Raw genomic sequence first — 24,668 nt, 5'->3', positions numbered from 1 at the left:
TCTATTAAGTGTAACATAATTACGTTTCAACTGACAAAAGCTATCTGCTAAGCTCACTTAAAGCATTTTCCGCATAATGGACCGCGTCTTCTGTGTGTAAAAAGAAGTGTTCTTCCCCAATTCGGTCATAAAGTCCGCTACCTTTCAGACTTTCTTTCGCTTTGTCTGTTAGGCCCGTAATCAAGATTTGCCCACCTTGCTTCGAAAATTCTTTTTCAATTTGATGGAAATAACCTTCTGCCGTAGCATCGATAATTGGCACTTTTCCCATTCGCAAAATAAGAAATTCTGGTTTCACATGGATTGCTTTAATAATATTTTGTTGAAAAATTTGTGCTGCACCAAAGAAAAGCGGCCCGCGAATCGTAAATATGCTAATTTTATCATGTAAATGAGGAGCTATTTCGGCGCCTTCTGGTTCAATTTCTTCAATTTGCATCGAGCTGCCCATTTGTTTAGCGAAGAGCACGACCGCAAGCAATAATCCCACTTCAACGGCTACTGTTAAACTTGCGAAAACTGTTAATAAAAAAGTAATAACAAGCACTAGAGTATCGCCTGATTTTAATTTGATAATATGTTGAAATGTTTTTCGTTCACTCATATTCCAAGCAACTAACATCAAAATCGGCGCCATTGCTGCAATCGGAATATTAATAGCTACTGGTGCAAGGACAAGTAAAGTAAGCAATACGAAAATCCCATGAATAACTCCTGAAACACGACTAGTGGCACCATTATTAATATTGGTCGCTGTTCTTGCAATTGCTCCAGTTGCTGGAATACCACCAAACATTGGCGTCACAATGTTTGCGATACCTTGTCCAATCAATTCACGGTTACTATTATGTTTTGTATTCGTCATCCCATCTGCTACCACTGCCGAAAGAAGCGATTCAATCCCACCGAGCATTGCAATAACAAAAGCCGGCCCAATCAATTTACTCATATTAGCAAATGTCATATCAGGAAATTGGAATGGTGGAAAAGTACTCGGGATTTCTCCGTATGCCGATCCAATTGTTGGAAGCGCATCTTTGAAAAACAGCATGGCAATCCCGGTCGTAATCACAAGACCAATGAGTGGCGCTGGAATTCGTGGTAAAATTTTTGGAAAAACAAATAATACAAACATACAAATACAGGAAATTAACACGCTATAGAAATTCCATGAATCTAAGTGTAGCCAGATCTCTTTCATATTTGCTATAAATGATTCATGTTTTTCCATTCCAGTTAATCCAAGGAAATTCCCCACTTGTCCCATAAAAATCGTTACGGCAATTCCCGCTGTAAAACCGATAGTTACCGGGCGCGGAATAAATTTAATTAACGTTCCAAGTTTGAAAATCCCCATTAAACAAAGTAAAACCCCAGCCATCATCCCAGCTACAAGTAAATCCTGATAACCATAAGTTAAGACGATTCCAAGTAATACAGGAATAAACGCCCCAGTCGGCCCCGCTATTTGAAATCTAGAACCACCAAAAATGGAAACAATAATACCAGCAACAAAACTTGAATAAATCCCGTATTCAGGCTTTACTCCTGAAGCAATCGCAAATGACATCCCCAGTGGTAAAGCAATGATGCCCACGATAATCCCCGCAAGCAAGTCTTTTCTAAATCTCGCCCACGTATAACCTTTTACACTATTCGATAAAACTTTCTTCAATTTGCTCCTTCTCTCTTATTTATATTTTAATCCGCGCGAAAAAACGCAAAGCAATATCGCTTCACGCTTACTAAGTGATTTTTATCACATGATGAAGTATAAAAACTAGCGCTCTATTCTAATATACCATAAATAGACTAAGTTCTCACACCCGATTTAAAAAAACACCTTTTAAACCATTGCTCGTTTAAAAGGTGTTTGCGTTATTCTGGAAATTTTCCAATCATGAAAGTTACATCATCTGTTGGAATATCAAGTATATTTCGCTCGATTAAATGTCCTATTTTCACTACACAAAGTGGTGATTCGAGACTTTTTCGAACACGAGAAAGAACAAGCCCATCTGAATGCATCAAAAACTTACTGCCTGGTTTGTATTTAAAAGATTGCATCCGGTACTTCTGTTTTCTTCCGGATAAAAATCCAGAACCAGAAAGCGGAAAAATAAGCTTATCTTCTATGCCAATCATATAAAATCGGATATTACCCATACCAGTATAGTAAAGTGTTTTCGTTAAGTAGTCACCTTTAATAATTGCTATCGCAGCACCACGAAGTCCAGAAACGGCCTGGTTAGCTTTTTCAAGCATATCAGTAATATCCGCATGAATATCTTCCTTTATGGCTTCAACGGTCGCTTTGGCGGCTCTATTCGCCTCAAGCCCACTTCCGAGTCCATCAGAAAGAACATACAAAAAACCATTTTTGTCTTCATGGGTAAAATAAACATCCCCGCAGTATTGTTGTAATGCTTTAGAACGTTGAAATACAAATAAATTATTTGATTCAACCGCCTTGTTCATTTACTCCACTTCCTCATTCTGCAACGCCTCTCGAAGTTTTTTAATAGCTTGACGTTGGATTCTAGACACATGCATTTGTGATATATCGAGTAGTTCACCAGTTTCTTTTTGACTACGATTTTCAATGAATGTATATTGCAATATTTTCTGTTCTCGCTCATCTAAAACAGGGAGAACTTTCTCTAAAAGCATACGTTGATTCACACGTTCAAATCCATCATCCGTACCACCAACAACATCAAGTAACGTAATGGTACTTCCATCCGAATCTGCTTCAATCGAATGATCTACAGAAAGTGCTTGGTAACTTTTTCCCATTTCCATTGCTTCTAAAACTTCTTCTTCCGTGACACCGATAAAATCTGCAATATCGCTAATTTGCGGCGAGCTTTGTAGTTCTCTTGTTAGCTCTTCCACGGCATTTTTAATTTTCGGACCTAATTCTTTAATTCGACGTGGTACATGAACGCTCCATGTTTTATCACGTAAAAAACGTTTAATTTCGCCAACAATTGTCGGCACAGCAAATGCTTCAAAGCTTTTCCCAAAAGTAGCATCATAACGTCTAATAGCACCAAGCAAACCAATATTTCCAACTTGAACTAAATCTTCGTGAAAAGATTTACCTTGGGAATATTTGCGGGCAATTGATTCTACTAAGTTTTTATAATGAATGACTAAATTATATTGGGCATCTTCGTCACCGTCTTCTTGGTAAGCGGCAATCCAAATATACACTTTTTCTTTTGCTTCTTTATCAGGTTGAGATACTTTTGGCATTCTCCTCCACCTGCTTTTCATTAATATATTTGGTCATTACGACAGAAACCCCTTCATCGTAATAAAGTTTCACATCATCCATTAATGTTTCAATTAAAAATAAACCTAGCCCTCCGATGCGCATCATCTCCGCATCTTCACCCACTTCATAAGGGCCAATTTCTTGTTTACGAGTTTCTAGGTCGAAGCTTGTTCCATTATCAGAAACACGAACTTCTAATTTGTCTTCATAGATATGGTATTCTACAGTAATTTCACCATCTTCTTCACCTTTAAATGCATGTTTTACGGAATTAGTGATGGCTTCACTTACAGCTATTTTCAAATCTTCAATTGCTTCATAAGAAAATCCTGCGCGACTTGCAATTCCTGATAATGAAAGTCTACCTAAACTAACATATTCAGGTTTGGCAGGAAGTTGTAATGTAATTTTGTCATGCATTGTTGCCATTCATTTCACCCTCTACATTTTTGATTTCAATGATATCTGACAATCCTGTGATTTCAAACAATCGGAAAAGTCGGTCGCTTAAACCAAACAAGACAAGTTCACTTTGGCGTTGTCGTAAGCTTTTGAAAGCCCCTACAAATACGCCTAAACCGGTGCTATCCATATAACTTACTTCTGTTAAATCAATTCTAAGTACAATACCCTCTTTTACTTGATATACTTCAAGTGCTTCTTTTACCTTTGGCGCTTTATAAGCATCGATCTCCCCAGCAACAAATATGTCTATGTGGTCAGTATCACGTTCTTTTATTTCTATACTAATATTCATCACTTCACCCCATCTAATTTAAGTATACTGTCGATTTTACCCTAACAAATAAAATTAAAACATTAAAAAATAAAAACGTTCCACTCTTTAAATACGTTTACTCACCAGTAAATGCTCTTTAAAGAATGAGGTACGTCTCTACTTTGGACTTATTTAGTTCGTTTAATACAAATAAGTGTAAAGTCATCATGCAATTCAAAGTTTTGCATTTTAACTAATTGATCATAAATTGCATGTACCATTTTTTCAGCTGATAATGAAATATGCGCTGCTATAATTTCTGTTAACTCTTCTCGTTCGATAAATCCATTTGCTGTTCTAGTTTCAGTAACACCATCTGACATAATAAAAATAGCGTCTCCAACTTCAATTTTCTTATCAAATTGACGATAAACAGCATTTTTATCAACACCCAGAGGTAAACCTTTGGCATATAAATCAGAAAAGCTGTTTTCTTTATGTTGGTAATATAAACCTAGTTCATGTCCAGCAGAACCATATTCAAACAAATGCGTATCTTCATGATAAAGCCCGTAAAACATCGTGATAAACATATTATCATTAATGTTTTCTTCCGCTACTTGGTTCAGTGTTTCTAGGACGATGGATGGTTTTCGGTCGTCACCAGTCATCCCTGCTAGAGCATATTTTATCATCGAGATACTAAATGCAGCCGGGATTCCTTTACCAATAACGTCAGCGAGTGCGACACCAATTTGCTTATCGCCTTCTTCTGTAAAGCTATAATAGTCGCCACTCATTTGTCTTGCTGCGACACTTATAACGCCAAAATCAAGCGAATCATGTTCTGGCACATCTGTTTTCATTAAGGTTTTTTGCATATCTTCTGCTTGAGCAATTTCGCTACGTAACGCTTTTTGTTCGGTTCTTAGACTCAGATGTTCCATATAAGCTAAGCCGTAACCTACCATTATTTCGAGTAAAACATCAAATGATAATCGTACAAAATCTGGCAACTCTTTTCCGTATAATTCAAGAACTGAGCGATGTAAATGGACAATTTCTTCTGGTGAAACTCGCTCTTCCATAGCTTCTCTGGATAATTTCTCGCAAGTATAAAGAATTTCTTCATCTTGATGTTCTAAATATTGAATAAGAATATCACGGTATTTTCCTTCAAAAGCTTTTTCCATTTTTTCCTAGCTCTCCTTACCGAACCCATTTCGTTGTTGTAATTACCGTTCCTCTTGTGTCGCCTTCAATGCTGGATTCAATATCAAAACTGTCCATTAAGCGTTTAACTCCCGGGAGACCTGCTCCAAGACCGCCAGATGTAGTATAACCATCTTGCATTACTTTTCTAATATCTACAATTCCTGGGCCTTTATCTTTGGCCACAATAATCATTCCTTGCTTACCGGATTCGCTTACTTTTTCGATGCAAATCTCTCCTCTTCCAGCATAAAGGAAAATGTTTCTTGCTAGTTCACTGATGGCTGTTGTAATTCTTGCTTGGTCAACCGTTCCAAAGCCAATTTCTTTGGATATTTTTCTACCTAATTGTCGTGCAGCCACAATGTCCCATTCATTAATTATCTTTACACAGGATTGGAATGTCATGTTCATTCCCCCAATTCCTGTTTAAGTTTTTCGAGACCACTTTCAAGATCCATCGCTGAAAGCACTCCACTAAACGTAATTCCGAGTTCAATTAGTGTAATCGCAACTGCTGGCTGTATCCCAGTTACAACCACTTTTGCACCCATCAATTTAGACATACTTACTACATCTCCAAGAATCTTTGCAATAAATGAATCAATAAAATCGATCGAAGTTATATCAATGACTACTCCTCTGGCCGACGTTTCATGGATTTTTGCAAGTAAATCTTCCTGGAACTCTACCGCAGTATGATCATCTAATTCACCCTGGATAGAAATTAATAAACATTCACCTAACTTTAAGATTGGTATCCCCACAGTATTCACCCCTCTTTTTCTACTATCTCTCTGTTCGTCAAGGCTAGCGCACGCTCCATGCCTTTTTTCATTGTGTTGGTCGTGATAATCTGATCTAATTCAATTCCTAGGTTAACGATAGTTTGCGCGATTTCTGGTCTAATACCTACAAGCATTGCCTGACAGCCGACAAGTCTAACTGCTTCTGATGCTTGAATGATATGGTGCGCAACCATTGTATCAACAACAGGAACTCCCGTAATATCAATCAAAACCACTTCTGACCGATTTTTTACAACGCCTATTAGTAAGTTTTCTATGATTAACTTAGCTCTTTCTGTGTCAATCGTTCCAATTAGCGGCATTACAGAAATTTTTTCAAATATTGGTAAAAGTGGTGCGGATAATTCCTGTAAAGCACTTTTTTGGATAGAAACTGTCTTTTCCCACGTATCCGCGTAGGCAGTGACCACTTTGTTATACATGGAGGAAAGCCATGTTTCAAAGCGATAATAGGCATCATCTTCTGGTTTTTCTTCTCTTTTTAAGAATAAATCTTCATCTCTCATCGCTGTATATACTAAAAGCCCGAAAACTCGTAGGCCAGTGGTGACAAAATGAATCGGCCAACCTAGGTGGACCACTTTCTCTGCAAAATCATCAAGTTTTTCATTAAACTTAGAGCCATTTTCAGTAATATTCGAGACAATCAAATCAACAAATTCAATGCTTGTTTCTTCGTACATCGGTTCTTTAGCGATGTCGTTAATAAGCGGATCTGATTGTTTCTCCATTTCATTCATCCAATTATTTAGTAAGTCTTTTTTATTTGTACGGATGAAGTTTGCAAAATCTTTATACATCAGTTATTTTCCAACCTTTCTCCATTGTTAACAAAATTTTCTCTATTATTATGCGGTTTGATTAACTATTCTTTAAAAAAAGACATTAGAAACAAATTTAGCGAATAGGTTGATTACGCGTTGTTTGTAGGTTTCTGATGCCCTTTTTGCTTAGCCAGACTAGTTAATTATTTTCTTATGTATTAATTATCTTTTTTTACGTCAGACCCTTTGCCTGCATTCATCATTGTATGTTATTTCTTTAGGATTGTTTAGAATTCTACTACTCCTAGACTGACTTCAAGTGCCTGATTTACCTTGGCCATTAGTTCCTCGTCCAAATGTGTAATCTTATCTGTCAGGCGTTGTTTATCTATCGTTCTAATTTGTTCTAATAGAATGACAGAATCTCTTTCAAAGCCGTCTTTACGAGTAGCTTCCACATGTGTTGGCAACTTCGCTTTTTGAATTTTTGCAGTTATTGCTGCCACGATCACAGTTGGACTGAATCTATTACCAATATCATTTTGAATGATGAGAACAGGCCTTATTCCCCCTTGCTCGCTTCCGACCACGGGGGAAAGGTCCGCGTAGTAAACGTCACCACGCTTCACCATCAGCCATTAACCTCCTAAAATACTAATATTCCTGTCTTCTGCCTCTGCTTCGACATGAGTACACTCGCACGCGATAGCGAAATTAATCGTCGCCATTTCTGCATAGCCGCGTTCCATCTCGTCTCTTAATTCACGAGCTCTTTTCTCCTGTAAAAATTGTTGCGTTGCTTCCATTATAACTTCACTCCGCCCCATTTTTTCTTTTTCTACAACTACGTCGAGTTCTTGTACCATTTCCTGTGTCAGTTCTACGGATATTATCATCCGTTTTTCTTTCTCTAACACGTGTCACACCCCCAAAGCCTCGTACCTGTAAGTAACAACTATATCGTACCATTATCACGCCATGAAGAAAAGAGTTATTTCGCATTTTATTGTTAAGAATGTTACAGTTTCAGCTTAGGAACTCCCTTAAGTCCTATATATAGCTATAAAGTTTCATATGTTAGATTATAAACGCTTCTCTTAAAAAAAGCACGAATATTACCTTCTAATTGATGTATTTCCTTGGTATGCGCTCCGTTAACAAACAAGTAACTTCATAATTAATTGTGCCTAAATATTCTGCTGCATCATCTGCTGTTACCTTATTTCCATGATCTGAACCGATTATCGTTACTTTTGTACCAGTTTGAAATTCACGAGGAAGTTTTATGATGGTTTGATCCATACAAATCCTTCCGATAATTGGTGCCCGCTCGCCTTCTACTAAAACATGAAAGCCACTATAATGGCGAATAAGGCCATCTGCATAACCAATTGGTAATGTCGCAACCCATTCTTTTTCGGTTGCTGTATAAGTTGCGCCGTAGCTAACACTGTCACCTGGCGCTAGTTCTTTCACATGAACCATTTCCGTATAAAGTGCAAGTGCAGGTTTAAGTTCAAAGGGCAAACTATTTTTAATTTCCGTGGAAGGTGTTAAACCATACATCGAAATCCCAAAGCGAATAGCATCGAAATCAATTTGCGGTTGTAGCAATGAAGCTGCTGAATTTGCTGTATGAACGAATGTTGGGCGTGTTGTTAAACTACTTAAAATTGCTTGGAATTTTGCTAATTGTTGTTCAAAATAACTTGTTTCTAATTGATCGGCTGTCGCAAAATGCGTATAAATACCTTCTAAAATCATTTGATGATCTATCGCTACTGTTGTTTCGATTCGCTGTGCTTCTTCTCTACTACGAATACCAAGGCGTCCCATGCCACTATCTACTTTTAAATGAATCCGGAGTGGCGCCTCTAAAGTTAAATCGTCCAACCAATCTTCTCTAAAAACAGTAACTGAGATATTATTTTTAGCAGCAAGGTTGGCGTCTTCTTTTCTAGTTGCCCCTAAGACGAGAATAAATTCATTTCGAAACCCAGCTTCTCTTAATGCAAGAGCTTCATCTAAAATAGCGACACAAAAACCTTTTGCTCCGGCTTCTTTCGCTATTTTTGCTGTTTCAATAATTCCGTGACCGTATGCATTTGCTTTTACTACGGCCCAAAGTGCCACCTTATCTGGTAGTTTATTTTGTTCATTTTTTATATTTTCGCGAATTGCTGCGCGGTCAATTTCAATCCATGTCGGACGGTGCCAGCCTGTTACCACTATCGTTCACTTTCCTTTCTATTGTTCAATTATCACTTGTGCTGCGGCTGATCTGGCTGTATGGGTGATACTCACAAAAACAGTTTCACCTTGTTTTATCGGCATCGTTACGTGCGGTCGCCCATCTTCAACTTGTAAAATTTCTACATCAGTAAAACTTAAATGTTTACCAAATCCAGTTCCATTAGCTTTCGCATACGCTTCTTTTGCTGCGAAACGTCCTGCTAAAAACTCAATTTTACGGCTACCTTCGTATTTTTCATATTGTTTAGTTTCTTTTTCTGTTAAAATTCGTTCGATAAAGCGAGGGTTCTTTTCGACCGCTTGTTTTACACGGTCTAAATCGATCATATCGAGTCCAATTCCTTTAATCATGTTACACCTCTTCCAAGAAATCTGCTAATTCAGTAACCGCAGTTTGTGCTCCAGCTATACAGTCAGGAATTCCTACACCTTCGTAACTCATCCCTGCAAAATAAACACCTGGATAGTCTGTCTGGATGTTTTTTTTCAATTGTTTAAGACGATCTTGGTGATCTACTAAATACTGCGGCATAGCTGATTTCATTCGACTTACTTCATAAAAAAGTGGGGCGGCATGTAAATCCATTATTTCCGCATAATCTGTTAGTACAGCAGTGACGATTGCTTCATCACTTGCTTGCTCTAACCAAGATTCACCAGCTTTACCAACAAAGCCCCGTAATAACATTTTATCTTTTGGTACCATGTGAGGCCATTTTTTTTGCACCCACGTACAAGCAGTTGTTTTATACGGCGCGGTTCGAGCAACTAAATAACCTGTTCCATCCGGCAAAATGGGTACATCTTTTTCGTCGTAAGCTAACGAAACCGTCGCGAGTGTCGTTAGTGGTTGTCCTGCAAAAGGTGCTGTGGTCGTTTCTGCTAACAAATGAATCAGGGCATCATGTGTAGCTGCAATAATAACGCCATCTGCTTCTTTTTTATCTCCATCAGCAAAAGAAATTTCATAAGAAGTATTTTTTTTCGTGATTTGTGTTGCTTGTTTCGCTGTATGCAAGTTTTCAGCTGGCAGGGCGTCGGCAATTGCTTTTGGTAAACGGTCTAAGCCTCCTTCTAACGTTCGAAAGGCGCCAATGGTTCCTTTTGTGCCAGTTGTTTGCATAGTACTTTCCTTCAACCCGTCCATTAGATTTCCATACTTTCTGACGGTTTGTTCAAATTGCGGAAATGTAGCACGCAAACTCATTTTGTATATATCACCCGCGTAAATTCCTGATAAAAGAGGTTCAATGATTGTTTTCACTAATTCCTTGCCGAAACGCGCTTCAAAGAATTCGCCAAGTGGCTGATCTGTTTCTTGATTATTTGGTTCGATTGTCGGTTCTTGGAGTGCGCGTGCTTTGCCTATTTCAGAGACAAGCGTGCTAGCTAGAAGTGCTTCTCTATCAGTTGGAATTCCCATCACAGAACCTTCTGGAATTGGATGAAGTGCTTTTTGATGGTAAATGTAAGACCGTCCTGTCGCATTTGCAATTAATTTATCTTCGAGTCCTAAGTCCTTCACTAAGCCCACTCCAGCTGGCTTTCTAGCTAAAAAGGAATCTGGGCCTTTTTCAATTAAAAATCCGTCCCGTTTTACTGTTTCAAATTTCCCGCCTAATTTCTCGTCTTTTTCAACTAATTCCCACGTATAATTCGGATGTGTTTTTTGTAGTTCATAAGCTGCTGCAAGCCCCGATAAGCCGCCTCCGATAATCACTATGTGTTTCACTACTTAACCAATCCTCTCTATCTCTTGTGTCGTTTATTCTTTCTATTTTACCAGATTTCCACCTAATTGAAAAAAAATAATAGAACATTCGCTTCCAAAAACCTATGCGTTTACCTCCACAGATTTTTTAGAAATTGAATGTTCTATTTATTAATTAATCGTTTTTGATGGGCTGTACCAGTTGTATACGTTTATTGCTTGGTCTTGATTTAAATAGCGCACATATGCCTCAGCGCTTGTACTGCCAGATTTAAGCCACACATTTAAATGGCGCGAATCCCCTTTTTCCATCCAAATGCTTTGTCGTAAGCTTAAACCTTGGATTCGTTCTTTACGGATAATATGGGTTAACTTAGAGAAAATTGGTCGTGACTGTACGAGTAGTGTGTGTTTATCCATGAAAACCCCAGTCGCCCGGTAACTTGCTATCGCTTTTATTCCCGCTAAAATTGGTAAAATAATACTAATTAAGCCAAGTGGGAAGAATAATATACTTGCTATAATAGCCGGAATGACTGTCCAAATGAGGTAAATCTGCAAAAATCTGCGCAAACTTGCTTTTGGAGCACGTTCCATTTCTTCTATTTCAAATAAATAATCGGGTAGCATTTCTTTTAACGTTTTTAAGGCCAACTCTTTTTTCATAATTGGTAAGAGTAAAATGTCACCTGATTGTTTTTCATCACCTGAGTTGCCGGCTGTAATTACCTTGACAGCAACTAGTCCAAGCATTTGTCGTAGTGGTGATTCAATAATGGTAATTCCTTGAATCCGGGCAAGTGATATAGTTGTATGGTTTCGTTCTAATAATCCTTTTTCCACGACTAGGGAATTGGGGTATTTCATTAGTTTGAACTGGAAATATTTGAAAAGAGTCGTAACAATCGAGATGCCCCATAATACTAGGAGAATCAAAACGATTAAGACAATAAGTACAATTATTCCCATTTTCCATAATTCTTCTGCTTGAGCTTCCATCCAATCTGTCGGAATGACTTCACGGAATTGTTGCATGAATGCGAGGACGATTAGGAGCGTTCCGAAAACTCCACCTGATGTTACGGCCATTAATATGAGTTGTTTTGTTTGTAACATCACCGTTTTTTCTGGAGCTTCTTCTGTCTCAAGCACTTCTACTTCTGGATCTTCGGTTTCTTTCACTTCATCTTGTATGGTTGCTTTTTTCCCGTCACGTAAATCTTTTAATTCGTCGACCACGCTCACAGGAACAGCAACTAAGTCGGCCTCCGCTTTACCATTACCACCTGCTGTTTCAATTAAAATTTGGCAGACGTTAAATGGAATAAAGAAAAACCATTGTTTCTTTTGGACGGTTTGAATGCGTTCATAAGGTATGTAAGTATTTTTCCGGAAAATCAAACCGTATTTAATACGAATCCCTTGGTCTTCCAGTGTGTATTTATATGTAATGTATTTTAAAACCGCGGGGGTTAAAACGAGCAATATAACGATGACAATAATAAGATATACAGCCCAGTTCGGTAAGTAACCGTTGCTATTAATTGCGCGAAAAACAGAAAACAAACCGACGACGATAGGAACAATATTGCGCCTTACGTTTGTGATAATTTCTTTAATTAGAGCAATTGGATGGAGGCGTCTTTCTTCAAACATCTTCTTTCGCCACCTTCACAAGCTCAAGGATATGATGTCTAAGTTCATCTGACTCGGATGCGTTTACCGCTTCAATCTTATGTGTCCTTGCAGCTGTTGTAATTGATAAGGAAACTAATTTTTGTCTTCTAAGTAGTGGGCCTTGCTCCGTTTCCACGTGTTGGATGCGAATCATTGGAATTAATACACGACTTCTAAAAATAATACCGTGCTGAATTTCCATTTCATCAGGTTTAATTTGATAGCTCCACCTCGCAAAACGAAACGGAATAATGAATAAGTAAATAAAAGCGGCATATAAAAGAGTGAAACCAAATCCAATAGCACTCCACCAAACCGAGGCTCCAGCATAATATAAAATAATTGCCGCAGCCACCGAACAAACAAGAAAAACAAAAACAGCAATTCCCTCTGTTTGCCGCCATACAGTTTTAATTTTCTTCGGTAATTTCTTTTCTAAATTTTCAAGTTCCATTGCTCTACTCCTTTTTTCTTTTTATCTTACGTTAAAACCATCCAAATTGGTAGCGATTTTTTAAAACTATCATATTTTATTCATAATTTGTTCATATTTCTTTTTTATAATGGAAAAAGAAGAGGTGAGAATGATGAAGAAAAAAGGTTACGTTCTATTAATAGTTGCGCTTTTGTCGCTAACTTTAAACTGGCTTCCAGAAATTGCCCATGCGAAAAAAGAATCAACGGGAGTCACCTATACAACTGCAACAACAGGCGAATTAATGGAAATGTTCCTAACTTATTCCATTCAAAACCCTTATATCGAAACGACGAAAAATAGCGCGGAATTAATGTTTCAAACAGATACCGCTGCAACAATTTCGATTAAAACAAATAATCAGACCCAACAAATTGCCGGTAATACTGAAAATCACCAATTTACATTAGAAAACTTGGAGCCCGGAAATAATTTAGTGACTATTATCGCAAAAATGGCTGATGGAACAACCGAAAGCAAAACGATAACTATCAATCTTCCCGATAAGCCAAACAAAAATTCCAAATCGTTTCATGATAAATCAAAAAACCAAACCGTGACACATCGAAAAAAAGGTCACCTTCTATAATATAAAAGGAAGCGCTAGAGAAATTCAGCGCTTCCTTTTTTTAGTTTTTACGTCCAAAAGTTAAACCGATTGCAACCAAACTTACTCCAGCCAAAAATGGAATTAGTGGGCTTTCGTCACCTGTATGTGGCAAAGTGCCAGATGCGTTTACTGCCCCATCCACTCTCGTTGTACTAGTCACTTTTTGCGGAGTTGGGACGGTAATTTTTGATAGTAGTGTTTTTTCGATAGTTAATTGTAGTTTTTGTCCCGTTTGTAAATTATCCGAGCTTAAATGGTTCCAGTCTTTGATTTCTGCAACAGTCACATCGAATTTTTTAGCAACGCCTGGTAAAGTATCGCCACTTTTCACTTTATAAATGACTTTGATTTTACCATCTTGTTCGGAATCTTTGACAACTTCAATTGGTCCAAAGTCTGTTTCAACGATTTTTTCAATTGGTTGTTTATCTGCTGGGATAAATGGTGGTTCTTCTTTAACTGGCGGTGTTGGTGGCGGTGTTCCTGTCCCTTGTCCGCCGCTTCCGTAATCATTAACGGTTGCATTTCTTGAAACTGCATCTAAATTGTCACCTGATAAAGTGGCTTTATTTGTATAACTTTTTTGTTTCGTGGTGATTTTAGTATCGTAAGTAATGACGACTGATTGATTGTTCAGTGTACCGATTGTTAATTCAAAATTACGATTACTATCGAGCGCAATAGGTTGGACGTTGGTGGATAGAACTTTTTTATTTGCGTCGCGGTATTTGATTGTTGCATTTCCAAGAAGATTTTGGCCAGTTCCAAGTGTATCGGTGTAAATCGCATTATCAATTGGTGTAAGTGCATTGTTTAGTGTAACAGTCCAATGAATAATACTCGTGTCCTTATCATCCATTCGCCCTTGTTTAAAGACGATAGTAGGTGAGCCAGTACCGCCACCTGTTGTTACTTTGCTTATATAAGTATTAATGGTTTGCGTGGTGTTATTTACTGGAAACTGGATTGGATTCACTTGGTCTGTTTGGATATTCTTGCTGTTAAAAGTGGCATTATAAAACAAGCTACCACTTAAGTTTGTATGTGTATTGACGTAATCTGTAAAAGTTAAGGTAATCGTTCCTGTCGCTGGATCAATTGTCGCATTCGCAATAGTATTTCCTGATGCATCATTCACTGGAAAACCACCGAAATTGATTAATTTTAGCTGATCCGGAATCGTTAATGTCATTGTCTCTCCACTTACAACAGGTTGCGTAATAACAAAATCATACGCTACCCGCACTTTGCTATTTTCTTTAAAATTAGTAACTGGATCCCCGTTTTGATTTTGCAAAGCTACATTAGTAAAAAAGCTGCTACCGTAATCTGTTGCAGCCTCTGCTTTTGGGCTCAAAAATCCACTTGCAATTAAAAAAATGATTGCGAAAATTAGCCACTTTTTTTTCATTTGTTTCATTCCCCCTTAAAACATCTACATGTACATTCCCAAACCTTACTCGTTGTAAACGTTGCTACTAGTTTCACATAAGAAAACGCCAGAGAAAAATCTCTGGCGTTTTTACTATAGTTCTATTAAATAGTTGTAACTTGCTTCTAAAGTTTCGAACATATTTCGTTTCGATCTATCTTGCTCGATACAATAATATTCCACTCCATTAGTTTCGCCCCACTCGATGATAGCGCGGAAATTTACTTCGCCCTCGCCCATTTCAACGAGGTTATTATCCATATCTTCTAGCTCAAAACCACTTATAAAGTCTTTCATATGAACAATTGGCGCCCGTCCACTGTATCGTTTAATAAATTCCGTTTCATCATGTCCGGCTGCTTTAATCCAGTACGTATCTGGTTCTGCGTAAATGCAAATTCCATTAACTGGATCTGTGATAAAATCCATCACTCGGCGGCCATTGATGCATTCATTAAAATCGTATTCCGGATTGTGAAGACCGATGCGAAAACCGAGTGCGTGTAACTTTCCTGCTGCTTCTATGAGTGCTTCTTTTGTTGCAATGTAACCCGCAGTTGTTTGGTCTTCCTCTTCAATATATTTATCAAAAACTGTTTTACAACCGAAGTAATAAGCTTCTTCAATAATACCGTCTAAATCATTCATAAAGCGGTCGTGTTTAATGTGCATCCCGATAACTTTCAACTCATATTTTTGAAGTAAGCGTAAAACCTCTGCCGGATCATTGCCTCGCATACCATCAAGTTGCACATAACGAAAGCCGATTTCGTGAATTTTCTGGAGCGTACCTTCTAAATCGCGTTCCATTTCTTTTCTTACTGAATATAGTTGGACTGCTATTTTCGCTTGAATATCCATTTTCTCTCCGCCTTTCCTTATGCCTTTAAATCAAGCCAGTCAACTTCTGCTTGCGTTAACGTAATTTCTGCTGCCAAAACAGACGACTTAAGTTCAGCAGCATTTTCCGGTCCGATAACTGCGGCTGTTGGGAAAGATTGTGTTAAAACATACGCGAGCGAAATTTGAATTGGTGTACAGCCCTTTTGTTTAGCGAGTTGTTTGGCGCGACTGAATCGTTCCCAGTTTGCTTCACTATAATAAACTTCTACCATTTCCGTATCACTTCTATCTTCTTTAGAAAATCGACCGGAGAAAAACCCGCCAGCTTGTGACGACCAAGAAAATAGCGGCAAGCCCGTTTTTTCATGCCAGTTAATCATCGCTTCGTTTGCTGAAACACAATTTTCCCAGCGTGGTCGATTCACTTTTGCCAAACTAAAATTAGGGCTATTGAAGCTTAATGGGGTTAAACCATGGCTTACTGCATATTCGTTTGCTTCGATAATCCGCGGTAATTCCCAGTTAGATAATCCAATAGCATATACCCGGCCATCTTCCACTTCTTGATGCATTGCTTCCATGATCTCACCCACTTCTACTTCTGGATTATCACGGTGAAGTGCAAATAATTCGACATGATCTGTTTGTAGCGTGTCTAAACTAACGGAAATATCTTCATGGATTGCTTCTGCCGTAACTCGTGGCACATCGCTTGCTTCTCGTACCGGATGTCCGCCTTTTGTTTGGATAATTACACTATCGCGATTACCACGAGCTTTCATCCACGTGCCGATTGCTTTTTCGCTATGACGATAATGGCGCGCGGTATCAAATATATTTCCGCCCATTTCAAAATATTGATCTAGTATCGGACCAGCAAAATCCATATTATCAGCGCGTAAAAAATCTCCAGCTCCCATGACTAAATTCGAACAAGCTATCTCGATTTGTTTGCCATTTTTCCTTCCTTGAACAATAATTTTTTCCATTATGCCTTCACCCCACTAGCCGCTACTTTATCAATTACAAGGGTTGTATTTGCTTCTTTTACGAGCGTCGCAGGAATCGCAACTGTTGGCGCTTTTTCAATTACTTGTTTAACGATGTCGACTTTTTTCGCTCCTGTAGCTACTAAGTAAATTTCTTTCGCCGCTAAAATTTGCTTCATTCCAAGGGAAATTCCGTGTGTTAACGGTAAGTCTGTATCGAAATATTTGCTCATTACACGTTTCGTTACATCATCGAGCTCTACCACATGGCAGTTCACATCCACCGGCACAAAAGGTTCATTAAAGCCAATATGCCCGTTAAGTCCAATCCCTAATAAAATAAAATCCATCCCGCCTCGCTCATCAATAAAGGCATCTACCCGAGCACATTCGGCAGCTAAATCCTTCGCTTTCCCGTCAAAAAAGCAAATTTGATCACCTGAAACATTTTCTAAACGGTCAAAAAACGCATCATACAACGTTTGGATACAACTGCCTTTGGTTTCGCGCCCTAAGCCAACCCACTCATCCAAACCAACAAATTGCGTTTGACTGAAATCTACTTCACCAGCTTGACTAGCTTTTATCAGAGCTTCTATCGTAAGTAACGGCGTATCCCCACCAGCAATACAAATTAAGCTTGCTGGTTTCGCCTTTACCAATTCGATGATTCTTTGACTTACCGTTTCCGCGACGAGTTGTTCATTTTCATTAATAATTAATTTCATTTTTTAAATCAACCTTCCTGTATTAGAAATCTAAGTCCAGTGCATCGTGCGCCGCTTGACGTTCTGATACCACTGTTTCTTCTTTGATTAAGCTCTTTTCATACATTTTAAAGAATGGATAATACATACAAACTGCTACTGCGAGAACGAAGATGATTAAAATAATCGCGCGCCAGTCCATGGTCGCTAAATACTGTGCGAGTGGAATCGGTGTCCCGCCTACATTTGCAATCGGCGGACGAACCCAACCAAAGTGGAACACAAACCACTGGCCTACTGCTAAAATAGGTGTTCCAAGTACGAATGGGATAAATAAATATGGGTTAAAACAGATTGGAAGTCCAAATACCACTGGCTCGGAAATCGTAAAAATCGCTGGAACGACAGACACTTTTCCGACTGCTTTTAATTCTCTTGATTTACTAAATAAAGCCAGAATAACTAATGCTCCTGTAATACCAGAACCTGAGAATCCCATGAAGTAATCCCAGAAGTTTGGCGCAAATACGTACGGAATTGGTTCTCCTGCCGCATAAGCAGCTGCGTTCGCTCCTAAATATTGTGTCATAAATGGAAGCACAAAACCAATCAAAATCGCATAACCATTTAGACCGATAAACCAAAATAGCATTTCAAGGAAACAGATAAGGAACACTGCATAAGGTGTATCAATGCTATTAATCGCCGGAGCTAGCATCGTCGTGAAAGCTTCTGGAATAATTTGCCCGCTCGTCACACTTTGCATTAGAATACTAAGTCCAACAGCACTGAATAGCAGTACTACGAGTGGAATAATCGCTTCAAAAGTAGTCGCAATCCCCGCTGGTAATCCTTTAATTTGAATCGTAATATTTTTTCTAATAAACAAACCGATAAGTTCAACAGAAATAAGTGCTGCAAATATTGCGATAAAGAGTCCTCTTGAATCTAGAAATTCTGTATTTAGAACCCCGTCAACCATTTTCGTATTGAGGATGAGTGTTACCATAACAGCGGCCATCACACTATGTAACACGGGTACTTTCATTTGTTTTGCATGGCTGTAGGAAATAGTTATGGCAGCATAAATCGATAGTAATCCAAACGTAAATTGAAACGGTAAGTTAAGTGCTGCTGCGTTTTGAACAAAGAATTCTTTCACAACAGAACCCGCTGGAAACATATTTCCGATTGCTGAAATAATCAGCGAAAATGATCCAATAATTAAAACCGAGATCAAAGCAATCATCCCATTTTTTATTGAGGAAATATGGCGTTGTTTTTCAATTCTAGCTGCGACTGGCTCAAAATACTTCTCCATAAAAGCGATAAAACGGTTCATAAAAGATTGTTTGTTTTTACTCGACATGTTGTTCCCCTCCACTTTTTTTATTTGTTCATTTTAAGGATAATCGCGTCTTTTAAAATGTTTGCTCCGTTAACTGTGCCGTAATCTTTCGTATCGATGACTTGGATTGGTTTATTATATTCAGCTGCGATTTCACTTAAATGTTTTAGTTGGTGTTTAATTTGTGGCCCGACTAAAATAACATCGAAGTCTTCAATATGCTCACGTAATTCTCCAGCAGGATGTGCCTCGATTTTCACGTCTGTATTCTTTAGTTTTTCGCTATTTTGAGCAATTTCTTTCATTTTTGTTACCATTACTCCGGTTGATGCACCTAGATTACACACTAGAAGTACATGTAATTGATTTATTTCCATTTACTTTTCCTCCTCTTTTTTTAATGCTTTCATTTCTTGATGCATTTCAATCATTTCGCGAATTAACGTTGATGCTAAAATAGTATTCATTAAGGTATCTTGCGCATGTACGAGTAAAACAGAAAAACTGGCTTGTTCGCCTCTCGTTTCTTGAATAAGCATTTCTGTTTGTACTTTGTGCGCTTCAATCATTAAATCATCCGCCTCTTTCAAAAGCTGATCTACTAGTTCTGTGTTCGATTCTTTTGCGGCTTGTAATGCTTCAATTAATTTAGAAAATGAATCCCCCGCTAGCGATATTAGTGAAAACGATATTTTTTCTATGTCCATTATGAAACCCTCTCTCATTCAAAGATAGCTGACTTAACGTAATGATAAATATCACGTTTTGAGCTAGCCATTTTAATTTTTTGCATTTTTTCTTCATTCAGCGCTAATTTCATTAATTGTTCAACGATTAAATGTGCCTCTTTTGTTTTTAAGGCCAAGGTGAAAATGACATGAACCGGCTTTTCGTATCTATCAAAAAACATAATCCCGTCCTCAATTATCGTCACCCCAATACCATCCATCAAAACACCATCACTTGCTCCAGCGTGCGCAATCGCAACACCTGGCGCAACAACCATATACGGCCCATAAACTTTTAAATTATGGATGATTTTTTCATGATAACTAGGCTCAATTACCCCAAGCTTCTCCATACATTTTGTTCCGAGTTTAATTGCTTTTCGCCAAGTTGGACAATTTTCTTCCATAATGATGGCCTCTTCTGTAAATTGAAATGGCGGGATAATTTTCCTTGGCGCCTCTCCCTCATCAGATATAAGCGCTTCCAATAAGTCGAATTCTAACTTACTTAAATTATTAATTTGCGTATTTTCCGCTATAATCGCTAAAATCTTACTAAATTTGTTAATTATCTGCTTATCACTTTTAACCAACTTCATTCGTAAATGCTTTTGTAGTAATTCCATATCTTCTTTTTGCAAATAGCTATTAATTCTAAGCACTTTAGCATCTTGCATATCTGGTAAATCCACTGTACTAATAACAAAGTCAAAATCTTTCATCATATCACGCTTAAATTTTCTAAGACCAATCGTCTGAACCGACTCAAATTCAAACATTCGTTTTAACTGAATCGCAATCATATTTGACACTGCGACCCCTTCTGGACAAATAATCAATAAGTTTGGTTTCATTTCAACGGTTTGTTTATTTCGCTGTACCTCAGATGCAAAGTAAATCGCTAAAAAGGAAATTTCTTGAGAACTAACAGAAATCGGCAACACCGGCTTTAATGCTTCCAAACTTTCCTTCACCCGCATAAAAATTTCGCGATTATCACGCATAAATTCATTAAAAATCGGATTTTCAATAATAACCCCTGCTCGAACGCGCCGAATCATTAACTTAATATGCGCCTTCATTTGTGTAAAAAAATCCGTATCTCCATGCACAAAATCCACTTGATAAATTTCGCCCATTTTTTCGCAAATACCTCTCACAAAAGCTTCAATGATAGCTTCATCTTCACTCCCATATTGGTACTGCTTGAGCGAGCCAATAATCGTTTCTAGCGCTTTATCTAGCTCATCTGTCACCGCAAAATCCGCTGTAAACTTAAAATCTACTTTCGTTTCATGTTGTTTTAGTAAAATAGCAATTAAGGTTAAATAAAGTTGCTCATCCATCGCACGCGTCATATTCTCTTCAACCGAATGCGCCTCACGATTCACTTCCTGCAAAACTTCCATCTCAAAAAGGTTATAAAAAAATAACTCTCCTTTTTTAGATAAGCTATTTTCTGAATCTAAAAACTGATAAAATTCTCGGATGTTAATAAAACGCAAGAAACTCCTCGCAAAAAGGGATGTTTTCGTAATTAAATTACCAGTCACTAGAAATCCATGACGCGGTTGGTGGGACAAATCCAAGTTATTTAAAAAAAGTTCCCCTTCAATTGCGCGTAGATGATTTAGCACAGAAGATCTTGAAATAAAAAGAACTTCTTCAAAATATGTAACCGGAAGCACTTCTTCACTTAAAAGAAGCTTTAATAGTAAAAATTGCTGTACTTCTTCTTGGCTGTAACGATATTTTTTCGGCGTGATTTGCTGTTTGAACTTACTCACCACCGGATTTATGATGTTCTTTTCTGGAAGTAGCACCCCTTTCCTCGTATGTCTGATAAGAGCTGGCAACGTTTGCTCATGGAGAAAAATATCGATTTTTTCCAAACTATAACGAACACTGCGCTCCGAACAACCAAGCGCGTTAGAAATATAACCAATATTTTTAAAATCTTCCTGCTCCATAAGAAAATCTAAAATTTGAATACACTGCTGATTTAGTTTCATCAGGTATCACTCCTCTTTCTAAATTCAATTTATCATTTTCATGATAGGGCTTACAATAAGCTATATAGCTATTTTTGTCAGACCTGTCGGGACAAAAAAACTATCCATTTTACTATAACTGGAAAAAAACCTTGCCGGAATAGGTCAGACCTACCGAAAGCACAAAAAAAGCCTTCTACATTCACTGTAAAAGGCCTATTATTTGAACTATTTATCTTTTTTCATATAGAAAGTTAAAATAATTGCGATGAAAACCATCAAAAATCCGACAATCGGTGTATAACTTAAACCAATATATTCCGTTACTAATCCACCAATAAATGCTCCGAGCGCGATTCCAATATTAAACGCAGAAATATTAAGCGCAGAAGCCATGCTCACCGTTTCTGGCAAATACCGTTCTGCTAATTGCACCACATAAAGCTGCAATCCAGACACATTCATAAACGCGAAAAATCCCATTAGCATAATAGTAATTAAACCTAAAATAGCATTGGTCGACGTAAATTGAAGCAATAATAACGTAATCCCTTGCAAACTAAACATCACGAAAAGTGCTTTAGCTGGGCGCTCATTCGCAAAATGCCCACCAATCGTATTCCCAATCGCAACCATCACACCATAAATAATCAGTAAAATAACTATCATACTTGTCGAATAACCCATATTGCTAAACATTGGCGATAAATACGTATAAACAACAAATGTGCCCCCGTAACCAAACGCCGTCATGAGTAATACCATCACGATTTTTTTATTAACTAATAATTGCCCAATCGATTTAAATGAAATACTACTTGCATTAGATAAATTTTTTGGAACTAAAAAGAAGTTGGCAATAATCGCAATCATGCCTATCGCAACAATAAACAGAAACGACATCCGCCAGCCAAATAGTTGCCCGATAAAGGTTCCAAGTGGCACCCCAGTCACAGTCGCCACTGTTAGCCCCGTAAACATCACAGCAATCGCACTAGCTCGTTTGCTCGGATGAACGACATCTGCCGCAATAACCGAAGCAATCGACATAAATATCCCGTGCGCAAATGCCGCCACTACCCGCCCGGTAAGGAGCATTCCAAAACTTACAGCAAATGCCGAGACGAGATTCCCTATCAGAAATACTAACATTACTAATAATAGTAGATTTTTACGATTCATTTTCGACGTCATTGTTGTTAAAACCGGCGCCCCCACCATCACACCTAGCGCATAAATCGATACAGTTAATCCCGCTGAACTAATCGACACACCCATACTAGAAGAAATCAGTGGAAGAAGCCCTACACTAATAAATTCTGTTGAACCAATCCCAAACGCACTAATCGCCAGCGCCAAAAGTGTCAAATTAGGATTTACTTTTTTCATATCCACGTTATTTCCCCCTAAAAAATTGCAAATTGTTTCGTTCTGTTATACAGTATCTTATATACCGTACAAAATAACAAGAAGGTACTTAAAAGTCATATAGATACTAAAAAGTGCCTATAGGAGGATAATTATGACCAAAGTATATAATATTGGTGTCGAAGCTACACTTGAAGTTATAGGCGGTAAGTGGAAGCCAGTCATCCTTTGCCATTTACGCGAAGGAAAAAAACGAACTGGCGAATTAAAACGACTCATCCCCAACATCACACAAAAAATGCTCACACAACAATTGCGCGAGCTGGAAAAATCTGGAGTTATTGTTCGCAAAGTATATGAGCAAATCCCACCAAAAGTCGAGTATTCATTGAGTGAATACGGCGAATCGTTGTCGGAGATTTTGAACAAACTTTGCTTATGGGGCGAGAATCATGTGGATTTATTGCTGACGAAGAATGAGGATATTGTTTTGTTGAAACGAGATTAGGCAAAAAATCACTAGCAACCTTAGAATTAGAACTCTAAAGTCACTAGTGATTTTGAGGATAGTCAGTCACAAACACAATTTAATCTTAAGACTAAAATATAATAGAATCATTCTTCAAGCCTATCTACATATAGTTGTTCACTTTTATCTTCAGCAATATTATATTTAACAACTCCTGATGGCACATTCATTATAATTTCCTTATCATCCATACGATAGATATAGTTAATATGATTATCTCCATCATTAATTATATCTTCTGCATTGTAGTCATTCACTCTTATTATTTTTCCTTCATTTAATTTGAAAATAGATATTTTATCAGAACTTTGCATTACATTTCTTGAAAAATCTAGTTCAGGATATGCAGAATCATTCTCCTCAAAAGCATTATCAAATATGGCTACATTATTAGTAATATTTATTAGGATATTTTTATTAATTTCTTTAAAGTCATCTTTTCCATTCCATATTCGATCTACTGAGATAGAAATATATGATTTTTGACCTTCTTTATACAGAGTCATTTTTGGATTAATTTCTGATCCTTCCTTAAAATCAATGCCCTGTTGTTTTAATTCTTCTACCAAATCATAAACTTTAACTAACTTCTTTTCATTTGAATTATATTTCATTAATTGGTAAGTCTTTTCACCATATCTTCCTAAATAGTAAATTTCATTAACACCATAGGCTTGCAATATAAACCTCTGGTCTTTAGTAGTAATATTGCTATCTTTCAGTACTGGAAATTCTTCATTCACTGCATATTTTTCATTTAATGTTACATATCCTTCATCTGTTTGTGCTATATATAATCTTTTATTTTCATCATAATAAAGTATATTATAGCTGACTGTGTCTACAGTCAACTGCCCGTCGTCAGATATTTTATAAACATAACTTTTCCCTCCGCCAGATTGACAGCCAATAACAAGACGATCTTTATAATATTGATATGCTGAAGAGTAAATATCATATCCATGCATTTGGAAAAGATTCGGAACTTCATCAAATAAAATATCTGTATTAATACGCTCTCCAGTTTGGGCATTAAGAATATAGGACTTTACTTTAATTTTTTGATCCTTGACTATTTCTTTGCTGATTGGAATAATGTCTTTTATATTTTCTACTTTTATATTACTGATTGATTGATTACTCGTATTTTCCTTTACTGGAGTTGTTGTACAGCCAGATAGCAATACTAAAACAATCAAATACATACAATAATATTTTTTCATA

28 protein-coding genes are annotated in these 24,668 nt (G+C 37.5%); 2 read left to right on the top strand and 26 right to left on the bottom strand.

The window, feature by feature from the left end; all coding sequences use genetic code 11:
* Nucleotides 1-40: 40 nt before the first annotated feature.
* From PQQ29_RS04810 to PQQ29_RS04735, 16 genes are all read right to left on the bottom strand, one after another.
* On the bottom strand, nt 41-1,675 hold the full coding sequence (locus PQQ29_RS04810) for a SulP family inorganic anion transporter (RefSeq protein WP_003771135.1): 1,635 nt from the start codon (nt 1,673-1,675) through the stop codon (nt 41-43).
* Between the two features lie 203 nt (nt 1,676-1,878).
* Nucleotides 1,879-2,478, bottom strand: a complete 600-nt coding sequence (locus PQQ29_RS04805; protein ID WP_003771134.1) for a PP2C family serine/threonine-protein phosphatase — start codon at nt 2,476-2,478, stop codon at nt 1,879-1,881.
* Nucleotides 2,479-3,258, bottom strand: coding sequence for an RNA polymerase sigma factor SigB (gene sigB / locus PQQ29_RS04800; RefSeq protein ID WP_010990669.1), 780 nt, complete (start codon nt 3,256-3,258; stop codon nt 2,479-2,481).
* Nucleotides 3,236-3,709, bottom strand: coding sequence for an anti-sigma B factor RsbW (gene rsbW, locus PQQ29_RS04795; protein ID WP_003761314.1), 474 nt, complete (start codon nt 3,707-3,709; stop codon nt 3,236-3,238). Before rsbW ends, sigB begins: the two co-directional genes overlap by 23 nt.
* Entirely contained in the window at nt 3,693-4,037 is a 345-nt protein-coding gene (gene rsbV / locus PQQ29_RS04790; protein WP_187997213.1) for an anti sigma b factor antagonist RsbV, read from the bottom strand. The genes rsbW and rsbV overlap by 17 nt, the downstream gene beginning before the upstream one ends.
* Nucleotides 4,038-4,186: 149 nt before the next feature.
* The gene (locus PQQ29_RS04785; protein WP_045553450.1) at nt 4,187-5,191 is read right to left on the bottom strand and encodes a PP2C family protein-serine/threonine phosphatase; all 1,005 of its coding nucleotides are present in this window, start codon (nt 5,189-5,191) and stop codon (nt 4,187-4,189) included.
* A gap of 16 nt (nt 5,192-5,207) precedes the next feature.
* Nucleotides 5,208-5,618: an anti-sigma regulatory factor gene (locus PQQ29_RS04780; RefSeq protein ID WP_010990667.1), complete on the bottom strand. Its 411-nt coding sequence runs from the start codon at nt 5,616-5,618 to the stop codon at nt 5,208-5,210.
* Nucleotides 5,619-5,620: 2 nt separating this feature from the next.
* Complete coding sequence (locus PQQ29_RS04775) at nt 5,621-5,977, bottom strand: STAS domain-containing protein (protein ID WP_187984063.1); 357 nt, start codon at nt 5,975-5,977, stop codon at nt 5,621-5,623.
* A 5-nt stretch (nt 5,978-5,982) separates the two neighbouring features.
* Nucleotides 5,983-6,819 carry an RsbT co-antagonist protein RsbRA gene (locus tag PQQ29_RS04770; protein WP_003771126.1) on the bottom strand — a complete coding sequence of 279 codons (837 nt, stop codon included), beginning with the start codon at nt 6,817-6,819 and terminating at the stop codon, nt 5,983-5,985.
* 251 nt (nt 6,820-7,070) lie between these two features.
* Entirely contained in the window at nt 7,071-7,418 is a 348-nt protein-coding gene (locus tag PQQ29_RS04765; RefSeq protein WP_010990666.1) for a type II toxin-antitoxin system PemK/MazF family toxin, read from the bottom strand.
* A 3-nt stretch (nt 7,419-7,421) separates the two neighbouring features.
* Nucleotides 7,422-7,700 carry a CopG family ribbon-helix-helix protein gene (locus PQQ29_RS04760; protein WP_003761302.1) on the bottom strand — a complete coding sequence of 93 codons (279 nt, stop codon included), beginning with the start codon at nt 7,698-7,700 and terminating at the stop codon, nt 7,422-7,424.
* A 205-nt stretch (nt 7,701-7,905) separates the two neighbouring features.
* The gene (alr, locus tag PQQ29_RS04755) at nt 7,906-9,012 is read right to left on the bottom strand and encodes an alanine racemase (RefSeq protein WP_187984062.1); all 1,107 of its coding nucleotides are present in this window, start codon (nt 9,010-9,012) and stop codon (nt 7,906-7,908) included.
* A gap of 18 nt (nt 9,013-9,030) precedes the next feature.
* On the bottom strand, nt 9,031-9,387 hold the full coding sequence (gene acpS, locus PQQ29_RS04750) for a holo-ACP synthase (protein WP_003761296.1): 357 nt from the start codon (nt 9,385-9,387) through the stop codon (nt 9,031-9,033).
* Nucleotide 9,388: 1 nt separating this feature from the next.
* Nucleotides 9,389-10,768 (bottom strand): protoporphyrinogen oxidase, encoded by a 1,380-nt coding sequence (hemG, locus tag PQQ29_RS04745; protein WP_070753404.1) that lies wholly within the window; start codon nt 10,766-10,768, stop codon nt 9,389-9,391.
* Between the two features lie 150 nt (nt 10,769-10,918).
* Nucleotides 10,919-12,403: a PH domain-containing protein gene (locus PQQ29_RS04740; RefSeq protein WP_187984061.1), complete on the bottom strand. Its 1,485-nt coding sequence runs from the start codon at nt 12,401-12,403 to the stop codon at nt 10,919-10,921.
* Nucleotides 12,396-12,878 carry a PH domain-containing protein gene (locus PQQ29_RS04735; RefSeq protein WP_003761286.1) on the bottom strand — a complete coding sequence of 161 codons (483 nt, stop codon included), beginning with the start codon at nt 12,876-12,878 and terminating at the stop codon, nt 12,396-12,398. The genes PQQ29_RS04740 and PQQ29_RS04735 overlap by 8 nt, the downstream gene beginning before the upstream one ends.
* Before the next feature lie 133 nt (nt 12,879-13,011).
* On the opposite strand from PQQ29_RS04735, the gene PQQ29_RS04730 reads away from it, so the two are divergent.
* Nucleotides 13,012-13,488 (top strand): hypothetical protein, encoded by a 477-nt coding sequence (locus PQQ29_RS04730; RefSeq protein ID WP_010990662.1) that lies wholly within the window; start codon nt 13,012-13,014, stop codon nt 13,486-13,488.
* Nucleotides 13,489-13,528: 40 nt separating this feature from the next.
* On the opposite strand, the gene PQQ29_RS04725 is transcribed toward PQQ29_RS04730, so the two are convergent.
* The 9 genes from PQQ29_RS04725 to PQQ29_RS04685 all read right to left on the bottom strand — a co-directional run bounded on the left by PQQ29_RS04725 (nt 13,529) and on the right by PQQ29_RS04685 (nt 22,942).
* Complete coding sequence (locus PQQ29_RS04725; RefSeq protein ID WP_033838035.1) at nt 13,529-14,920, bottom strand: collagen binding domain-containing protein; 1,392 nt, start codon at nt 14,918-14,920, stop codon at nt 13,529-13,531.
* Between the two features lie 114 nt (nt 14,921-15,034).
* Nucleotides 15,035-15,802 carry a sugar phosphate isomerase/epimerase family protein gene (locus PQQ29_RS04720; RefSeq protein ID WP_187984060.1) on the bottom strand — a complete coding sequence of 256 codons (768 nt, stop codon included), beginning with the start codon at nt 15,800-15,802 and terminating at the stop codon, nt 15,035-15,037.
* A 17-nt stretch (nt 15,803-15,819) separates the two neighbouring features.
* Nucleotides 15,820-16,773: an aldo/keto reductase gene (locus PQQ29_RS04715; RefSeq protein WP_187984059.1), complete on the bottom strand. Its 954-nt coding sequence runs from the start codon at nt 16,771-16,773 to the stop codon at nt 15,820-15,822.
* The gene (locus PQQ29_RS04710) at nt 16,773-17,501 is read right to left on the bottom strand and encodes a glucosamine-6-phosphate deaminase (RefSeq protein WP_147732736.1); all 729 of its coding nucleotides are present in this window, start codon (nt 17,499-17,501) and stop codon (nt 16,773-16,775) included. Before PQQ29_RS04710 ends, PQQ29_RS04715 begins: the two co-directional genes overlap by 1 nt.
* A 22-nt stretch (nt 17,502-17,523) precedes the next feature.
* The gene (locus PQQ29_RS04705) at nt 17,524-18,849 is read right to left on the bottom strand and encodes a PTS sugar transporter subunit IIC (protein WP_003771099.1); all 1,326 of its coding nucleotides are present in this window, start codon (nt 18,847-18,849) and stop codon (nt 17,524-17,526) included.
* A 20-nt stretch (nt 18,850-18,869) separates the two neighbouring features.
* Entirely contained in the window at nt 18,870-19,205 is a 336-nt protein-coding gene (locus PQQ29_RS04700; RefSeq protein ID WP_003766106.1) for a PTS sugar transporter subunit IIB, read from the bottom strand.
* Nucleotides 19,206-19,535 carry a PTS lactose/cellobiose transporter subunit IIA gene (locus PQQ29_RS04695; protein WP_003766105.1) on the bottom strand — a complete coding sequence of 110 codons (330 nt, stop codon included), beginning with the start codon at nt 19,533-19,535 and terminating at the stop codon, nt 19,206-19,208.
* Nucleotides 19,536-19,549: 14 nt separating this feature from the next.
* Nucleotides 19,550-21,568, bottom strand: coding sequence for a BglG family transcription antiterminator (locus PQQ29_RS04690; protein ID WP_010990657.1), 2,019 nt, complete (start codon nt 21,566-21,568; stop codon nt 19,550-19,552).
* Nucleotides 21,569-21,775: 207 nt separating this feature from the next.
* Nucleotides 21,776-22,942, bottom strand: coding sequence for an MFS transporter (locus PQQ29_RS04685; RefSeq protein ID WP_187984058.1), 1,167 nt, complete (start codon nt 22,940-22,942; stop codon nt 21,776-21,778).
* 127 nt (nt 22,943-23,069) lie between these two features.
* On the opposite strand from PQQ29_RS04685, the gene PQQ29_RS04680 reads away from it, so the two are divergent.
* Complete coding sequence (locus PQQ29_RS04680) at nt 23,070-23,423, top strand: winged helix-turn-helix transcriptional regulator (protein WP_003727117.1); 354 nt, start codon at nt 23,070-23,072, stop codon at nt 23,421-23,423.
* 107 nt (nt 23,424-23,530) lie between these two features.
* Here the strand turns inward: PQQ29_RS04680 and PQQ29_RS04675 are convergent, their stop codons facing one another.
* Nucleotides 23,531-24,667, bottom strand: a complete 1,137-nt coding sequence (locus tag PQQ29_RS04675) for a hypothetical protein (protein ID WP_185570654.1) — start codon at nt 24,665-24,667, stop codon at nt 23,531-23,533.
* Nucleotide 24,668: the final 1 nt, after the last annotated feature.

This window comes from Listeria innocua (genome assembly GCF_028596125.1).
GTDB classification, from domain to species: Bacteria; Bacillota; Bacilli; order Lactobacillales; family Listeriaceae; genus Listeria; species Listeria innocua.
Note: the sequence above shows the minus strand (reverse complement) of the source record. Positions and strands in the feature narration are given on the sequence as shown.

Bases quoted from the DNA above. Each gene is read 5' to 3' on its own strand.
- rsbW (WP_003761314.1), bottom strand. From the start codon at position 3,709: ATGGCAACAATGCATGACAAAATTACATTACAACTTCCTGCCAAACCT.
- sigB (WP_010990669.1), bottom strand. From the start codon at position 3,258: ATGCCAAAAGTATCTCAACCTGATAAAGAAGCAAAAGAAAAAGTGTAT.
- PQQ29_RS04735 (WP_003761286.1), bottom strand. From the start codon at position 12,878: ATGGAACTTGAAAATTTAGAAAAGAAATTACCGAAGAAAATTAAAACT.
- PQQ29_RS04710 (WP_147732736.1), bottom strand. From the start codon at position 17,501: ATGAAATTAATTATTAATGAAAATGAACAACTCGTCGCGGAAACGGTA.
- PQQ29_RS04770 (WP_003771126.1), bottom strand. From the start codon at position 6,819: ATGTATAAAGATTTTGCAAACTTCATCCGTACAAATAAAAAAGACTTA.
- PQQ29_RS04695 (WP_003766105.1), bottom strand. From the start codon at position 19,535: ATGGACATAGAAAAAATATCGTTTTCACTAATATCGCTAGCGGGGGAT.
- PQQ29_RS04705 (WP_003771099.1), bottom strand. From the start codon at position 18,849: ATGTCGAGTAAAAACAAACAATCTTTTATGAACCGTTTTATCGCTTTT.
- PQQ29_RS04715 (WP_187984059.1), bottom strand. From the start codon at position 16,773: ATGGAAAAAATTATTGTTCAAGGAAGGAAAAATGGCAAACAAATCGAG.
- PQQ29_RS04730 (WP_010990662.1), top strand. From the start codon at position 13,012: ATGAAGAAAAAAGGTTACGTTCTATTAATAGTTGCGCTTTTGTCGCTA.
- PQQ29_RS04680 (WP_003727117.1), top strand. From the start codon at position 23,070: ATGACCAAAGTATATAATATTGGTGTCGAAGCTACACTTGAAGTTATA.
- PQQ29_RS04675 (WP_185570654.1), bottom strand. From the start codon at position 24,667: ATGAAAAAATATTATTGTATGTATTTGATTGTTTTAGTATTGCTATCT.
- PQQ29_RS04740 (WP_187984061.1), bottom strand. From the start codon at position 12,403: ATGTTTGAAGAAAGACGCCTCCATCCAATTGCTCTAATTAAAGAAATT.
- acpS (WP_003761296.1), bottom strand. From the start codon at position 9,387: ATGATTAAAGGAATTGGACTCGATATGATCGATTTAGACCGTGTAAAA.
- PQQ29_RS04720 (WP_187984060.1), bottom strand. From the start codon at position 15,802: ATGGATATTCAAGCGAAAATAGCAGTCCAACTATATTCAGTAAGAAAA.
- PQQ29_RS04785 (WP_045553450.1), bottom strand. From the start codon at position 5,191: ATGGAAAAAGCTTTTGAAGGAAAATACCGTGATATTCTTATTCAATAT.
- PQQ29_RS04700 (WP_003766106.1), bottom strand. From the start codon at position 19,205: ATGGAAATAAATCAATTACATGTACTTCTAGTGTGTAATCTAGGTGCA.
- PQQ29_RS04690 (WP_010990657.1), bottom strand. From the start codon at position 21,568: ATGAAACTAAATCAGCAGTGTATTCAAATTTTAGATTTTCTTATGGAG.
- rsbV (WP_187997213.1), bottom strand. From the start codon at position 4,037: ATGAATATTAGTATAGAAATAAAAGAACGTGATACTGACCACATAGAC.
- PQQ29_RS04725 (WP_033838035.1), bottom strand. From the start codon at position 14,920: ATGAAAAAAAAGTGGCTAATTTTCGCAATCATTTTTTTAATTGCAAGT.
- PQQ29_RS04805 (WP_003771134.1), bottom strand. From the start codon at position 2,478: ATGAACAAGGCGGTTGAATCAAATAATTTATTTGTATTTCAACGTTCT.
- PQQ29_RS04780 (WP_010990667.1), bottom strand. From the start codon at position 5,618: ATGACATTCCAATCCTGTGTAAAGATAATTAATGAATGGGACATTGTG.